Below are 16,609 nucleotides of genomic sequence, written 5' to 3'. Positions count from 1 at the left end.
TATTTATCTAAAATAAATTTATCTTAAAAGATCTGTTACAAAGAAAAGTAAAGATTAGGAGGTAAAGAAAAATGATTGTTTATGAAACGCCATCTTCTTTTGTGATGACTGAACAACATGAACATGCACTTTTATCTAATTCTTTTGCAAAAAACTGGAAAGAAGAATTTTTTCTTTTTTCTGAGAAAAAAGAAGATGTATATCTAGCTATAGCACAACATGATCGGGCATGGATTGAAATGGATGCATCACCAATATGGAATGAACGTTATTCTCGACCGTATTCATTTATTGATTTTCCTGAGTCACTAAAATTAACATGTTACACGAAAGGTATAAATGAAGTTCAAAAATATAGTTTATATGCCGGTTTAATTTGTAGTATTCATTATACGAATTTTTTCAATAATATAAATGAAGATTATCAAATAAGCTGTTTCGTGAAAGATGAAAAAAACAGACAGAAGGAATTAAGAAAAAAGATAATATGTCATGATGATGAAATTTTGTTTCATTATAATCTGTTGAAATTTTGCGATTCTTTTTCATTGTTTGTTTGTATGCAAGAGAATGGGGTTACTGGTAATCAAGTTCATGAGTGGTTTCAACAAGGAATTAAGCAACCTTTCTCATTTTTTGAACGTGATAGGTTTCTGGTTGAGTGGAATAGTAAGAAAGAAATAAGAATAGATCCGTTTCCATTTAAGAGTGATTTTACAGTAGAAATCCCTATGAAAAAAATTCTTAAAAAAGATATAGCTGATTATGGGATATTGGAGGCTTATAAGATGACAAAGATGAACATTCGACAAGTACAAATTTGTAGTGGTTATTGAAAAAAATGCGTGTTGATTAAGGCTCTTTTCTGAAAGATTGTTGCTAATTGACCTAATTATGCAGTGAAAACACTGTCATTATAGCTAAATAGGTACTATCTTATGAAGAAAAGATGACACTATGATTTATATAGTGCTGTTTACTTGGAGTTGTTAAAGCAACAAAGTTTACAAAACAGCCTTGATTAAAAACGTTCAACACGCATACTCTAAATCATTCATTGAGATAATGGAAAGATGATTTTTACAGTTGTACCTATATTTACTTCTGAATCAACTTCTATTGTTGCATGATGTAATTCTGCTATTCCTTTTGCAATATTCATGCCCAAACCAGTTCCATCATTATTTTCTTCTGTACTAGTTCCTCTATAATAGCGATTAAATAATTGCTCACGTGTTTCTTTATCCATTCCAGTTCCGTTATCAATTACAGATAAAATGACATGATTAGTAGAAAAATCTACTGTGATCTTTATTATAATCGTAACACCTGGAGGGTTGTGCTTTATGCTATTGAGGATCAAATTATCTATCATTCTTTCGAACCATTTACTATCAAGTGTAACATAAGCTGTTTCTTGACTATAATGAAAGAGTATTGAAGTATTTCTCAACGTACGATCTTTTTGGAATTTTGTTATCATTTGATTTGTTACACTATTTAAATCAATTACCTTCTTTGTCAGTGGCAATGCTTTGTTTTTGATTTGAAAAGTTAGGATGAAGTCTTCTAATAGAGTTTGCATATAATCACTTTTTACGACAATCGTATGTCCGATCTCAATTAATTCCTCTTTGGACCATTCATAATTTCCACTTTCAAGAATATGTCCATAGCCTTTCATGGAAGAAAGGGGTGTTCTTAGATCATGTGAAATACCAGTCATCCATTCTTCTCTCGTTTTTTCTAATTGTTGTTTTTCTTTTTCAGAAGCTGATAACCTCTCAGTCATCTCATAAAATGCATTAATAACTTCTCGATATAATCGATATCTTACACGAACTTTTCCATTTTTTCGGAATATTTTTCTTCGTTCTTTTTCCGTTAACACTTCTTCATATTGTCTATTACCCATTCGCTCTAACCAACTCGTGAAAATTAATAAAGGTTGACCATAGCGGAACCCATTCCATATAGATAATGATATCGTTAGAATAAATACAGTTGCTCCAACAATAACTGTTGCAAGTACAAATTGTTCTAAAGTTGTTAACCTGGATGTTTCTTCTTTTTCTTTAGGACTTATGTGTAACCATATTAAGTCAGAATTGGGATCATGATAAAATGACGTTCCAGTTAAATAAAATCCAGGAGCTTTTTTTCGAGTGAGTAGATCTAATGGTAGGTATTTCTCTGATTGTAAGATGTTTTTTCCAACTGATTGGATAACATCACCACTAGCATCAATCACATGAATTGTTTCTTCTTTTTTTAGTAATTCTTTTTCAATTTTGTATAAATACTTTTGGGGGATTGTGCCATTTTCATTATAGGTAGAAAAAAGTCTTTGTAATTTTTTTGTTTGCAAATCCTCAAACCCTAGTATGTAATAATAAGGATCTTCATAGGTCGTATCAAGTTCAGTAATCGTGGTATACTCTTTTATCTTTTGATTTTGATCGATTAAATGTATATCATTTATTGAATAATTAATAGGAAGATCAGGGGGTGTATTATAACCTTCAATGACATGGCCATTTTTATTAATGATTTGGATCCACATATTTTTCTTTTTAAGTAGTGCTAACCAATTTTCAGGAATATCAGCTCGATCATCTGTAATTTCTGTTTCTGTGATGATTCCTTCAAGAGAACCTGTTGTTAAGTTCATTTTTAGCTCTTCTTTCACAATATGTGTTAAAAGCATCATAAATAAAATAACGACAATTAAAGCAATCGCGATTGATATACATATAAATTGTAAAGAAAAATGAAATATAAGTCTATTTCTTAGGGCTCTCATGAAGAGTTCCTCACCAATTTGTAACCTAGACCACGTACTGTCAAGAGGAGCTTAGGTTGACTAGGATCTTCTTCAATTCTTTCTCTTATACGACGAATATGAACTGCTACTGTATTATCATCAACATAATGGTCGAATCCCCATACAGCTTCCAGCAATTCTGTTTTTGATAAGATCTTATTTGGATGCTTACAAAAATATAATAGCAACATATACACTTGGGCAGGACAAGGCACAAGTGCATTTTAAACAAATAATTCTCCTGATTCAGAAAACAAAGTAAAACGTCCATAATCATATTTGTTTGTTGATTGTTTTACTTGTAAGTTAGTCAATTTTGTTGATCTTCTTATATACGCCTTTAATCTAGCTACAACCTCTAGAGGGTTAAAGGGCTTTGTTACATAATCATCACCACCAATGGCAAATCCAGTGAGTACATCCAAATCAGATACTCTTGCTGTTAAAAATAAAACATATGCTTCAGAGAGCTCACGAATATTTGGTAAAACATCAAATCCACTTTGATCTGGTAACATAACATCTAAGATGATCATGTCCACTTTATGCTTATTTAATATAGTTAACGCTTCTTTTGTGTTATAAGCTTTATCTATTAATTGGAAACCTTCTTTCCGTAATACAGTTTCCAACATTTTTACAATTGATTTTTCATCATCCACAATTAATATTCGTATTTCCTTCATAATTGTCACCTCACAATCATCCTAGCACACGAACCTTACCAGAAGTTGAACAAATTTGTAAAAATTTATCCAATCGTAAATTTCTGTTTTCATTATAGAAAGCTTGAAATTGTAAAGTGGATGTATAAGAGGAAGGGGGCTTGTGAAATGAGAAATTCAAGAGTTAGGGCTATAGATGCGATGAGAGGTTTTAGTTTATTAGGAATTTTATTGGCTAATATGCTGATTTTTCAATACGGACTATGGGGGAAAGATGAGCTTCACTATTTTTCTATATCTTCAAACGATCAGATTTTTTATTATATTGTAAAAATCTTTATTGAAGGAAGTTTTATGCCGATTTTTACATTTCTATTTGGATATTCCATGGTGAAAATGAAGGAAAGTTTACAGTATAGAGGAATCAAAATAAAACGAACATTCATAAAGAGATCATTTGTTTTAATGATAATAGGATATATTCATTCTGAGTTTTTATGGGAAGGAGATATATTACTGTTTTATGGTTTTATGGGAATCTTTCTACTAATGTTTTTAAATAGAAAAAAGAAAACAATAATGATTTGGGGTTTAATTTTCCTATGTATCACTGCGTTAATTGGTTTTGTCGGTTTGCTTGAAGAAACACCAGCAGAAAAAAAGCAAATGAAAGAATATGTACTTCAAACAATAGATGTATATGGTAATGGAAGCTATTCAGAAATCAAATTTCACCGTTTGAACGAAATGCCACTTGAAATACCAGTTGAATTATATATTTTCATCATAATATTTATGCCTTTTTTAACAGCTTCACTGTTTTTATTCGGGATGTATGCAGCGAAAAAGAACTGGTTTATGAATGTAGAAGAGGAAAAAGTCTGTTATGTTATTGGAACCTCTATACTTTTACCAATAGGACTAATCTTTAAAACCTTTAATCTTCTAATTCCTAGTTGGCAGTGGAGTGGAGTACTAGGCATGCTTGGTGGAAATCTGCTAGCCTTAGGTTATATCAGCTTATTTGCTACCTTATATACAATAACTAAAAAATACAAGTTTGTAAGAATGTTTGAACATGTTGGTGTTCTCTCATTAAGTAATTATCTTTTACAAACCATTATTTGTACCTTCATTTTCTATGGCTATGGGTTAGGAAAATTTGGAGAGTTAGGAATTTTAAATGGTATTTTTGTTGCTTTAGGCATATTTCTTTTGCAAATAATTTCGAGCTCTTGGTATCTAAAACATTTTAGAGTGGGACCATTGGAAAAATTACTAAGGATTTGTACTTATTTTACATTTAGAAGAAAAAGACTAGGCAAACATGAGAACTCTATACAATTATAAAGGAATGAATACAGTGAAAAGAATAACAGCTGGTATTATTATCGCATTAATAGGGATTAGTATAACAATTTACGGTTTATATGTAACAACGAATTTAGAGGATAATAGAGTGTTTCGCATGAGCGGTTATGCACTTGTTTTATTAGGAATGATAATTGCACCAGATTATCGAAAAGATAAATAATCGTATAGTAAATAAGGTTTAGACTATTTATTTTGTTTGTTAAAGATATTGTTGTTTAGGGTGAGAAAGGAAATAGTTTTACATTAATTCATCTTTTATAGAAAAAATAAATTATTGATGGAAAAAAGCTGGGGATAATGAAAGAAATTATAGAAATCAATCAAGTATGCATAATCATAAAATTTATGGGAAACTGCAACTAAAGACCCTAATTATTAGTGTTTTCCATTATACCCAAATCTCCTTGTTAAAACGAAAGCTGATACACTTGTTTGTTCATCTGCTGCTTCTTTTTGTACTGTTTTACTGATGACGTATTTTGATTACTTCTTATTTGACAATTAATGAATCTGGTTCGATCCAAATCTTTCTGAAATCAATTAAACCAAATGAGTTAACCTGCATTCCTCTTACATGTGATTTATAATTTAGTGTGTTAGTAGAATGGTATAGAAAAAGTATAGAAAACTGATCTTTTAAGAATTTTTCAATTTGCAATAACGTTTGATTCCTTTCGGCTGAATCTTCACTTTGTGAAAATTTTTCGAGTTTGTCATCAATTGATTGACAGCTTTCTTTCGTTAAATATGGTCTAATAAAGGAATTTTCACTTTTGAATAGAGTGTATAAACTTAATTCTATGTCTTTACTTAAGATTGATGAATAAAGAAGGATATCAGCATCAAGTTGTAAATGTTGGTTCGCGATGACTTCAGATGAAATAGGTTTAAGAGATATAGATAAACCTATTTTCATTGCCTGCTTTTTTATCCACGTAGCGGTTTCAAATCCCTCGTTTAAATGAAAGTAATATAGGTTAATTACTTCTCCTTGATAATGACTTTTTTTAAGGTAATTCTTTGCACTTTCTATCGACGGTATTATAATACTAGATGTCTTGCTGATTTCTGGTAGAAAGCTTTTAGCTACTGAGATTCGATTTCCACCTAATTCCTCAATCATTTTTGTTGTATTGACCATCTGGGTAATAGCCATACGAAGATTTGGATCAGAAGATGGACCATGCTTCATTGAATTAAAGATCAAAAATCTACTTCCCAATAATTGTTGATGATGTGTGATAGAAGCTTTCTGTGAATGAATGGAAGGTGTTAGTAATTCGGTCATTTTATTAGGTATTTGTTGTGAGAATGAATCCATCCAAATGTCTAATTGATCAATTAAAGCTCTTTCTTGAAAGTATGCTTGAAAAGCTGTTAAACGAATAAATTGTTCTGAGTGCTCTTTTATGAAGAAAGAGCCTGTTCCATTTATATCTTCCTTATTAGGGAAATTGTGGTGAAGGATGGAACATTGAAAAGAAGAAAGAATTCTAGGAAAAAAATAATTGGCTTTTTTTAGATGAAAGATAATAATATGATCACCAACCATTTCTATTTCTCTAATATCTTTCAGCAATGAAAAAATAGATGAATGGGGTGAATTGAGTAATCTATTAAATGTAAAAACAACATCTTTTGAAGTGAAAAGATCACCATTATGAAATTGTACTGATTTTCTTAATAAGAAAGTCCACTTTTTGCCTTTTTCTTGTTCTTTCCAATCATAAGCCAGTGAAGGTGTCAGTTTATTTTCCATTTCATCGAAAAGGACAAGTGTGTTATAAATCTGACTAATTAGATGTGCCTCAAAATACAATGTAACATTCTTTGGATCTAATGTTTTTATTTCTTGTGGAATCAATAGCTTAATAGTACTAATGTATTCTGAATCTATTTTCTCGATATGAGCTCCTAATGATTGATGTAAAAGAGTATATATCTCATGCAAGCCAAAATCTGAAAGAAATGAATGTGCAAAATCAATAATATCGATTACTCGATTTTCCTTTATCATTGCTTTTACATATAAATTAGCGATTTCTGAAAAAGACAGATAAAAGATAAGAGTTGATTGATTTCCTCTTCCTTTGCCAGGAATCCAATTAAGATAATTCTGTGTTTTCAGCTTTTTAATTAAATAATTTGTATTTCTTCCAGAGGTAGATAAAATCTTTGATAATTCTGTTGATGTTATCTTAATTTCCTCATGATTTCCCTGTGTAATGAATGCATTTCTTAATAACAATATATATTCAATTTGTCTCATAGCGTCCTCCATCAAAAAAAGGTGCAAAGTTAGTTTGATATTTTCACTTTTTTACATTTTATTTCAGGTTTATCTTTAACACAAGAGAATTATTAGTGACACTTGAAGGTGAGGTCTGTTCGTCCATCTGAGTTACTTTGAACGAATCTAGAATGAGCTTATCACAGCAAACTTTCAAATTTAGCTACCTGAGGAGGGGAATTCATGTTAGCGCTCTTAAAAGATAAAGTTTATATACGATATTGGTTAGCTGTAGTTGTTTCTTTTTTAGGAGATGCAATGACTATAACAGCAGTATTATTTGTAATAGGATCATCAACCTCAAATCCTATTTTAATTAGTTTAGTGTTTGTTGCTCAATTGTTACCTGGAGTTATTTTGGGACCGCTGATCGGACCGCTTATTGAAAAATATTCAAGTAGGTGGGTTATGTTTTGGTCAGATATTTTCAGGTTTTTTATTTTATTATGTATGATGATTTCACATGATAGTCCATATCTATTAATTTTTCTTGTTTGTCTTCTGGGATTGGGCACAGCATTCTTTGAACCTGCGCGGATGGCATCCATTCCAACGATCGTAGGAATTCATCGCATACCAGAAGGAATTGCATTGTTTCAAACAACTCTTGCAGTTATAAAGTTTACTGGACCTATTTTTGCTGGGGTTTTACTAGCTTTTCAGTCGATTACGATTGTTCTTTTTCTCGACGCTATTTCTTATATGCTGTCCTCTATATTTATTATCTCCTTGACAGTGTTAACCAGGCAAGAAGCAGCTGACACAAAACATACCTATAGACAACAATTATTGTTAGGTATAGTTGAAATGTTTAGAATACCGATTTTACTTTTTTTAATAATTTTGTTAGTGCCAGTGATGATTTCATCAGGAGTTTTTTTTACGAACTATAAAGCAGTGTTGCTGCAAGTATTTCATCTAACGAATGTAGAGTTTGGTTTAGTAGAAGGGTTCTTTGCGTTTGGAACAGTATGTGGAGCAATTATAGGTTCTTATTTAATAAAAAAAATTATTCACTATAAATTATTATATAGCTCAATTGGTACACTTGGTTTATGTATTATATTTGTTTTTATCGTTGATAAATTATACACATTGGACTCACAAATGAGTCTTGTCCTTTTAATTGTGTGGAGTTTTACCTTGGGACTGACAAATGCTGTATTGATGGTTCCAACAAGCACTCTTTTTCTTCAACATATCCCTGAGATCATTCGAGGCAGAGGAACAGCGATTTTTTATTCTTTCTTTAACTTATTTCTTCTTACGGGAACAATTATAGGAGGTGTAATAGGTTCGGCATTTTCTATTATATTCTCCCTGCAATTATCAGGTGCTATGTTAATTTTAACTGCTTTAACTTATCCGATTTTTACACAAACTTCTTTACTAAAAAAAATCATCGCAGAAAAGTCTGTAATGCTATAAAAATAGTCAGGCTTATTCATCTTAGATAACATTGTATGTTATAATTATTCACATGTGATTTTACTACTTTGTCGGAGATGATTAGGTGAATGCATTAGAGATTTTAACAGATATGAGTAGAGTAAAGCCTTATTATCAGGCAATTTTTAGTGCTGATAGTCATATGATAATCGGCTATGAGGTTTTAGCAAGAATAGAAACAGAAGATGGAGTAAAGAGTCTAGGTCCTTTTTTTCATGATCCAACAGTACCAATTGAATTTAGTTTAAAAGTAGATGATTATGTTCAAACAACGGCATTGGAATATCTTTTACAGAATGGTGAAAAGACGCTTTTATTTATTAATGTAAATGTAAATCATATTCTGATAGATCAAGATGACGATTTAATGTCAAGATTAATTACCTTTCGTCAAAAAGGATTAGATCTTTCGCAAATTGTTATTGAAGTTACTGAGCATAATGTTATGGGTGACATGATAAAAGTTGCTACTCTTTGTAAAAATTTAAAATCAATGGGTGTGAAAATTGCCATTGATGATGTTGGGATAGGAGCTAGCAATCTTGATCGAATAGCTATGCTTGAACCAGATATTCTAAAAGTTGATATTCATGCATTAAAGAATCAAGAACATTCTACGTCATATGATGGCGTTTTGTATTCTCTAGCATTGTTATCCCGAAAAATCGGTGCAGAATTGCTTTTTGAAGCAATAGAAGATAGTGATCAGTTTCATTATTCGTGGAATAATAATGGAAGATATTATCAGGGTTACTTCTTAGCTAAGCCACATCATTCATTTTTGGAAAAAAATATGTTTAAAGATCGATTTAAAAAAGATATTTATGAATTTATTCTATTAGAACGTAAAAAGTACCAATCAGAATATGGTCTTTCCTCTCAATTAAATAACCAATTGGAAACCCTTATTAAAGGAATATCATTTGATCAGGATTCAGATAGATGGATGATAAAGATTGCGGAACATCTTGCTTCTTATTGTATGAGAGTATATGTGACTGATGACCATGGATATCAAATTTCTTCAAATGCTATAAAAAATAATGATAGTTGGATGTTAAACTCTGATTATAAAGGAAGAAATTGGAGTTGGAGACCTTTTTTTATTGAAAATTTAGTTAGGATGGATGAAGAATCTCGAGGGATATTATCAGACATTTATAGTGATATAGAAACAGGTGAAGCTGTTCAAACCTTTTCTTATCGTGTGGCTGATTCTTCATATCTTTTTATCGACATTCGTGTAAATCAATAATATGTAATGAAAGAAATACTAATCGTGAAAATCCCTGGGATCGTTATTTATTAACCTCTGGGATTTTTTATTTTGGCTATATTTAACTTTTTTTCTTTCTTGTTACGAAAACAACTGGGGCTCTCTTTCTACACGTTTCTGGTCTTTTCCTTAAACTTTTTTAACCTATTAAAGATCTTATTTTCCAAATTAGAAATAAGAGGTAAAATGACATAAGAACTTCCTCCTATTTTTGCTACTACATAAAGCTGATTTTACGTGTATTGTAGTAATAGAATAGAGTCCTAAATAAACATATCATTATATTTTGAGGTGCACTGTCATGAAAAGACATATAAAGATAATTGGGATAGGTGCTTATTTACCAAAAAAGATTGTAAAGTCCGATGAGATTGATCAGTGGCTTTCTGTACATAAAGGGTGGTCCGAACAGAAATCTGGTGTAAAGAAACGTTATTTTGTAGATGGTGAAACAGCTTCATTTATGGGGGCTAATGCAGCGAAACAGGCTATTGATCAAGCAGGTCTTACACTTTCTGAATTAGACTGTATTATTAGCGCAAGTGGGACCTTAGAGCAAGCCATTCCGTGTAATGCTTCATTAATTCAAAAGCAACTCGGTCTTGAGAATTCAGGTATTCCATGTTTTGATGTCAATTCTACATGTTTAAGCTTTGTGACTGCTTTAGATATGGTCTCATTTTTAATTGATGCAGGAAAATATAGAAATGTGTTAATCATCTCTGCAGAAATATCTTCTGTTGGTTTGGATTGGAAGCAAAAGGAAAGTAGTATTTTGTTTGGTGATGGAGCAGTGGCAGTTGTCTTAACAAAATCTACTAATAAAGCTGGAATTATTGCATCACATATGGAAACGTATAGTGAAGGTGCCCATCTTTCAGAAATAAGAGGTGGAGGTACTAAAATTCATCCTAGAAATTATAACGAAAATACTGCTGGTGATTTCTTATTTAATATGAATGGAAGGGCGATTTTTAAATTATCTTATAAATATTTACCATCATTTCTAGATCGCTTATTTGAGAATACGAATTTATCCATATCTGAAATGAACCTTGTCATTCCTCATCAAGCTAGTGCATCTGCAATGAAAATCATTAGAAAGAAACTTGGTGTGCCAGAAGATCGTTTTATGAGTATTATTGAAAACTACGGAAACATGATTGCAGCATCCATTCCTATGGCGTTGTATGAAGCTGTTGAGCAAAAAAGAATACAAACAGGGGATTATGTTTTATTACTAGGGACTTCAGCCGGTTTATCTATTGGAGGAATGATCCTTGAATACTGATTTTTCGAAAAAGAAAACAGTGCTAATTACAGGTGCTAGAGCTCCAGTAAGTCTTCATTTATGTCGGTTATTCCATAAAGCAGGTTATGAAGTATATGCAGCTGATAGTGTTTCTTATGCTTTAACAAAGACATCTAAAAGCATATGTGAATTCTTTTTGTTACCATCGCCTAAATATCAGACAGGACATTTTATCAAGGAACTAAAGAGTATAATTAAACAGAAAAAAATAAGTTTTTTGGTTCCAACTTGTGAGGAAATCTTTTATCTTTCACAATATCGTGAGGAGCTAAGTAAGTATTGTGATGTATTTATTGATGACATTCAAAAACTGATTCTGTTACATGATAAATATAAATGTATGAATTTTATAAGGGAAATGGGATTCAAGGTTCCAAAAACTTGGCTGATCACGGAAGAAACTCAAAGAGCTTTAGAAAAAGAGGCAAAAGGTGAATTAGTTGTAAAAAGAGTTTTTTCAAGGTTTGGAGATTCTGTTGTATTTATAAATTCTATAAGTGAATTGCCAAGTGATGTTTCTTTACATTCAAATTGGCTTGTACAAGAACGAATAAAAGGCGAGCAATATTGCTCTTATTCAATAGCAAAAGAAGGGAATGTAATTGCTCATACCGTTTATAAAACTGAATTTTCTGCAGGGATAGGTGCAACACTTTCATTTAAACATCATAAGAGGCCTGATATTGAACAATTTGTTAAATTAATTGTAGAAAAGCTGCATTTTACTGGGCAAATTTCTTTTGACTATATTGTGAATGAACATAATCTAGCGATTCCAATTGAATGTAATCCTAGAGCAACTAGTGGGATACATTTATTTGATTTTGAGTTAGTTGATGTGATGGTAGAGCATGATAAAGAAATGTTATATCCGAAATGTGAGACAAAGGAAGCAATTAAAGTTGGCTTGCTAATATATGGAGTAAAGCAAATTCATTCAATGAAAACGTTTAAACGATGGCTTCACATTTTTATTACATATAAAGATATCACTTATCGAAAAAGTGATATAATTCCTTATTTTTATCAATTCATTAGCATTTTTCATTTATGGACAGAAAGTAAAAGAAATAAACAAACAATGCTTACACAATCAACAACTGACATAAGCTGGGATGGTGAAATCACTTGAACGTATTAGTTACAGGAGCAACTGGTTTTCTTGGTCAAAAATTAGCGATCCGTCTTGTATCATTAGGCTATAATGTAACTGGAATTGGTCGTAATTCTAAAATTGGAGAATTTCTACAAAGTAATGGAGTTCAATATAAAATGGCTGCATTAGAAGATCGTAATAAAATCATTTCATTATGTCAAAATCAACAGTTTGTTTTCCATTGTGGAGCATTGTCATCACCATGGGGAAAATACAAAGAATTTTATTTAGCTAATGTTGAGGGGACTAAAAATGTAATAGAGGGCTGTAGAAAGGCTAGGGTAGAAAGACTTATTCATGTATCTACACCAAGTATATCTTTTTACTTTGATGAAAGAAGAAATGTTACTGAAACTGATTTGTTACCTAAAAGGTTTGTTAATCATTATGCGAAAACGAAGTATTTAGCTGAACTTGAAGTGGATAAAGCATTTAAAGATGGACTTGCTGCAATTACAATACGACCGCGAGCAATTTTTGGTCCTGGTGATAACGCAATTCTACCTAGATTAATTAAAGTATGTGAAAAAGGGATGTTCCCTAAAATAGGTAGTGGAGATGTCGAGATTGATTTAACTTATGTCGAAAATGTGGTCGATGCTATGCTTTTATGCATGACGTCTACTAAAGAAACATTGGGTCAAAAATACAATATAACAAATGGTGAACGTGTAAATTTATATTCGATCATTGAAGAGGTTATGAATCAATTAGGAAAAAATTTCACTTATAAAGAAATATCTTATAAAAAAGCCATGATTATTGCACAATTTCTAGAATATAGTTCAAAGGTATTTTTAGGTGGAAAAGAGCCAATCCTCACAAGATATACAGTAAGTGTTTTATCACAATCTCAAACACTTCAAATTAAAAAGGCAGAAGAGGAATTGAGTTATAAACCAGCTGTTTCCATAAAAGAAGGAACTAAAGATTTTATAGAATGGTGGAAACAAAATGCCAATTAATTTATTGAAACTATATGAATGTGGATATTGTACACATCCAGAAAAAATCGTGAACCCAAAGAAAAACTTAAAGTCAATCAAATTTCCAGCTACAGTTGCTTTACTGAAACATTCTCAACAAGGATATATGTTGTTTGATACAGGTTATGCTTCACATTTTTTACAAGAAACAAAATATTTTCCATACTCCATTTATTCGAAATTGACTCCTGTTTATTTTTTGGAAAATCAATCAATAAAAAATCAACTTGAAAAAGATGGGATCAATGCAAATGAGATTTCAACAATTATATTGTCCCATTTTCATGGTGATCATGTTGGGGGATTGAAGGATTTCCCCAAAGCTAATATCTTAACTTCTAAGAAGGCTTATACCAATATAAGTGGATTAACAAAAGTAAAAGCTTTAACGAAGGGATGTTTACTCGAGTTATTACCTGAAGATATTGAAAAAAGAATGAGTTTTTTTGATGAATCTACATTCCTTCAATTAGATAATCGTTATGGACCTTTCAATAAAGGAATAGATCTTTTTGGTGACAGTTCCGTTATAGCAATCGATTTAACAGGTCATGCGATTGGTCAAACTGGACTTTTTGTTCAGCTTCCAAGCGGTAAAAGAGTTTTACTTTGTGCTGATGCAGTTTGGGTAAGTGAAGCGTATGAAAAAATGATTTTACCACATAAAATAGCTCATTTATTAATCGAAGATGTGAATTCATACAAGGAAAATGTGAAGAATCTTCATGAATTATCTAAGCAAGCTCCAGAAATTGATATCTTGCCTACACATTGTGAAAAATCAGCAGATCTTGCAAGAAGAGGATATGTATATGAATAAACTGAAGGTTCTTAAACAATATGTATTAACAAAGTATGCAAGAAGATTTAAATCTCGTAAACAGGTAGAAGCATATCAACAAAAACAAATGAAAAAACATCTATCATTTGTCATAAAGCATTCCTCTTTTTATAGAAGGTTATATAAAGACGAAATGAAACCTCTTGATATGACCTGGAAAAGCCTCCCGACTATCTCAAAAGAGGATATGATGGACAATTTTGATGAATTAGTCACTACTAATATTAATAAGCAGCAAGCTTTTACATTAGCGTTTGAAGCAGAAAGAACAAGAGATTTCTCTCCAAAAATAAAGGATATTTCAATTGGGCTTTCCTCAGGTACTAGTGGCAACAGAGGGTTATTTTTAATAAGTGATGATGAAACAGCAAAGTGGGTTGGAACAGTTTTAGCAAAATTATTACCTGGAAGTTTGTTCGATCGTCATAAAATAGCTTTCTTTTTAAGAGCAAATAATAATTTATATAATTCAACAGAGAATGGAAGAATTTCATTTCATTATTTTGATTTATTAGCTGAATTTTCAACACATCAAGAAAAATTAAATGAAATTCAGCCAACTATTATTATTGCACCACCTTCATTTTTACGATTACTTGCTGAATGGCAAGAACAACAGGTTATTAAAATTCATCCTCTAAAAATAGTATCAGTCGCTGAAGTGTTAGAAGATATTGATCAACTTTTTATTGAAAAGGTATTTGATCAAAAACTTCATCAAGTTTATCAATGCACAGAAGGATTTTTAGCAGCGACTTGTAAACATGGGACTCTTCATATAAACGAAGATATTGTTGCGATCCAAAAAGAATATATAAATGAGGAAAAAGGGATTTTTGTTCCAATTATTTCAGATTTTACTAGAACAACACAACCGATCATTAGGTATCGATTAAATGATCTTTTAATAGAAAGTAGAACACCATGTCCATGTGGCTCTCCATTTCTTGCTTTAGACCGGATTGATGGGCGATGTGATGATTTATTTTATGGATATAAAAATAATTCTAATGATAGAAGTATTATATTTCCAGATTATATTAGAAGAGCTATTATGTTTTCTTCAGAACAAATTGATGAATATAAGGTTACACAAGTTGATATGCTTGAAATTACTATTCAATTAAAGGTAAAGGGAGAAATAGACTTTGTGAAGAAAGATGTTAACTCTGAAATGGAAAAGCTGTGGAAATCATATGATTTAACCATTCCTTCATTTACCTTTCTTCCATATAATCTTATACCCTCAGATCAAAAGCGGAAACGAATTGAAAATGTCATAAAGGAAGTATCTCATGATAAAAATTTATGATAAAAACTCACTGAATGAGATTAATTGGGTAGGAAAAAAGGATGGCCAGTTAATCAAAAATTATTTTGAGCCATTAATGAAGCAAGGAATACAAAACTTTATCGAAAATGTCGAAGCAGATCTTTTCCTAATTGAAGTTGATGATCTTATTCTTCCTCTATCTGTGAATGAAACTCAGTTTCAGAATTCATATGTTGCATCACCTTATACTCATTATATCAGCTATGCAAAGGAAGAGCTTTGGGACCTTAAGAATAAGCAGCTTGAGGCGTGTTTATCGATTGCAATTGATGGTTTAGGCTGGCTTTTGAAGAGAAGTAATATTAATAAAGTTGTTGTAGTTAACAATTGGTTTTTATCAACAAACTTATTAGAGACAACACTTTCTTATGATCAATTAAAGAAAATAACGGATTTTTTAGTTAAACGATTCGAGCAGCACACAATTTTATTTCGTTCGATCAACATGAGTTTACATAAGCAATTAATTGAGAACTTAAATCATATAGGCTATAAAAAGGTGATGTCACGTTCGATCTACCTATTTGAGCAAAATAAGCTTTTATCTGTCAAACAGCGAAAAATACTTGCGCAAGATGAAAAACTAATTCTAAATAAAGGGTATGAAGTGAAAGATGCAAAAGAAGAAGATATTGAGACAATTCAACATTTATACACTTTATTATATATTAAAAAATATTCAGCTAATAATCCCAAGTTTACAATGGAATATTATCGAAATGCCTTGCGAAAACAATTATTGACCTTTAAGCTACTATATAACAATGAGAAATTACTAGGAGTAGTAGGAATGTTAATAAGAAACAATGTGTTAACAACACCTATATTAGGATATGAAACAACTAGAAAAAAAAGCGAAGGATTATATCGAGTATTGTCCTTTATTATTACGAAGCAAATTATTGAAAATAAATATATAGGGAATCGTAGTGCTGGTGCAGGTGAATTTAAAAGAAATCGTGGCTCAATTCAAGAAATTGAATATACCTATTTTTATCAAAATCATTTAACATTTTATCATAAATGGTCTTGGGGAATGGTAAAGCTTATTATGGATAAAATAGTTGAGCCACTTGCAAAGAAAAAAGAATTTTGAGTGAAAG

13 protein-coding genes and 1 pseudogene are annotated in these 16,609 nt (G+C 31.1%); 11 read left to right on the top strand and 3 right to left on the bottom strand.

Features of this window, described 5'->3' with window-relative positions; genetic code table 11:
* The first annotated feature begins 71 nt into the window (after positions 1-71).
* Positions 72-836: a DUF3891 family protein gene (locus LC076_RS01115; protein WP_226665524.1), complete on the top strand. Its 765-nt coding sequence runs from the start codon at positions 72-74 to the stop codon at positions 834-836.
* A 218-nt stretch (positions 837-1,054) separates the two neighbouring features.
* On the opposite strand, the gene LC076_RS01110 is transcribed toward LC076_RS01115, so the two are convergent.
* Complete coding sequence (locus LC076_RS01110) at positions 1,055-2,803, bottom strand: sensor histidine kinase (protein WP_226665522.1); 1,749 nt, start codon at positions 2,801-2,803, stop codon at positions 1,055-1,057.
* A pseudogene (locus LC076_RS01105) lies at positions 2,800-3,510 on the bottom strand (response regulator transcription factor). The gene LC076_RS01110 and the pseudogene LC076_RS01105 overlap by 4 nt, the downstream one beginning before the upstream one ends.
* Before the next feature lie 147 nt (positions 3,511-3,657).
* Between LC076_RS01105 and LC076_RS01100 the strand changes: the two are divergent.
* On the top strand, positions 3,658-4,839 hold the full coding sequence (locus LC076_RS01100; protein WP_226665520.1) for a DUF418 domain-containing protein: 1,182 nt from the start codon (positions 3,658-3,660) through the stop codon (positions 4,837-4,839).
* A gap of 13 nt (positions 4,840-4,852) precedes the next feature.
* Positions 4,853-5,023 carry a hypothetical protein gene (locus LC076_RS01095; protein WP_226665518.1) on the top strand — a complete coding sequence of 57 codons (171 nt, stop codon included), beginning with the start codon at positions 4,853-4,855 and terminating at the stop codon, positions 5,021-5,023.
* Between the two features lie 330 nt (positions 5,024-5,353).
* On the opposite strand, the gene LC076_RS01090 is transcribed toward LC076_RS01095, so the two are convergent.
* Positions 5,354-7,132 (bottom strand): ABC transporter substrate-binding protein, encoded by a 1,779-nt coding sequence (locus LC076_RS01090; protein WP_226665516.1) that lies wholly within the window; start codon positions 7,130-7,132, stop codon positions 5,354-5,356.
* A gap of 204 nt (positions 7,133-7,336) precedes the next feature.
* Between LC076_RS01090 and LC076_RS01085 the strand changes: the two genes are divergently transcribed.
* From LC076_RS01085 to LC076_RS01050, 8 genes are all read left to right on the top strand, one after another.
* Complete coding sequence (locus LC076_RS01085; protein WP_226665515.1) at positions 7,337-8,581, top strand: MFS transporter; 1,245 nt, start codon at positions 7,337-7,339, stop codon at positions 8,579-8,581.
* 85 nt (positions 8,582-8,666) lie between these two features.
* The gene (locus tag LC076_RS01080; protein WP_226665513.1) at positions 8,667-9,857 is read left to right on the top strand and encodes an EAL domain-containing protein; all 1,191 of its coding nucleotides are present in this window, start codon (positions 8,667-8,669) and stop codon (positions 9,855-9,857) included.
* 322 nt (positions 9,858-10,179) lie between these two features.
* Positions 10,180-11,169, top strand: a complete 990-nt coding sequence (locus tag LC076_RS01075) for a beta-ketoacyl-ACP synthase III (protein WP_226665510.1) — start codon at positions 10,180-10,182, stop codon at positions 11,167-11,169.
* Positions 11,159-12,322, top strand: a complete 1,164-nt coding sequence (locus tag LC076_RS01070) for an ATP-grasp domain-containing protein (protein WP_226665508.1) — start codon at positions 11,159-11,161, stop codon at positions 12,320-12,322. Before LC076_RS01075 ends, LC076_RS01070 begins: the two co-directional genes overlap by 11 nt.
* Complete coding sequence (locus LC076_RS01065; protein WP_226665506.1) at positions 12,319-13,311, top strand: NAD-dependent epimerase/dehydratase family protein; 993 nt, start codon at positions 12,319-12,321, stop codon at positions 13,309-13,311. The genes LC076_RS01070 and LC076_RS01065 overlap by 4 nt, the downstream gene beginning before the upstream one ends.
* Positions 13,301-14,152: an MBL fold metallo-hydrolase gene (locus LC076_RS01060; protein ID WP_226665503.1), complete on the top strand. Its 852-nt coding sequence runs from the start codon at positions 13,301-13,303 to the stop codon at positions 14,150-14,152. The genes LC076_RS01065 and LC076_RS01060 overlap by 11 nt, the downstream gene beginning before the upstream one ends.
* Complete coding sequence (locus LC076_RS01055) at positions 14,145-15,485, top strand: F390 synthetase-related protein (protein ID WP_226665502.1); 1,341 nt, start codon at positions 14,145-14,147, stop codon at positions 15,483-15,485. The genes LC076_RS01060 and LC076_RS01055 overlap by 8 nt, the downstream gene beginning before the upstream one ends.
* The gene (locus LC076_RS01050; protein WP_226665499.1) at positions 15,469-16,602 is read left to right on the top strand and encodes a hypothetical protein; all 1,134 of its coding nucleotides are present in this window, start codon (positions 15,469-15,471) and stop codon (positions 16,600-16,602) included. The genes LC076_RS01055 and LC076_RS01050 overlap by 17 nt, the downstream gene beginning before the upstream one ends.
* The last annotated feature ends 7 nt before the right edge of the window (positions 16,603-16,609 follow it).

The organism is Metabacillus litoralis (assembly GCF_020524045.1).
In the GTDB taxonomy this organism is placed as follows: domain Bacteria; phylum Bacillota; class Bacilli; order Bacillales; family Bacillaceae; genus Metabacillus; species Metabacillus litoralis_C.
This window is presented reverse-complemented; position numbering and strand designations above follow the sequence as displayed.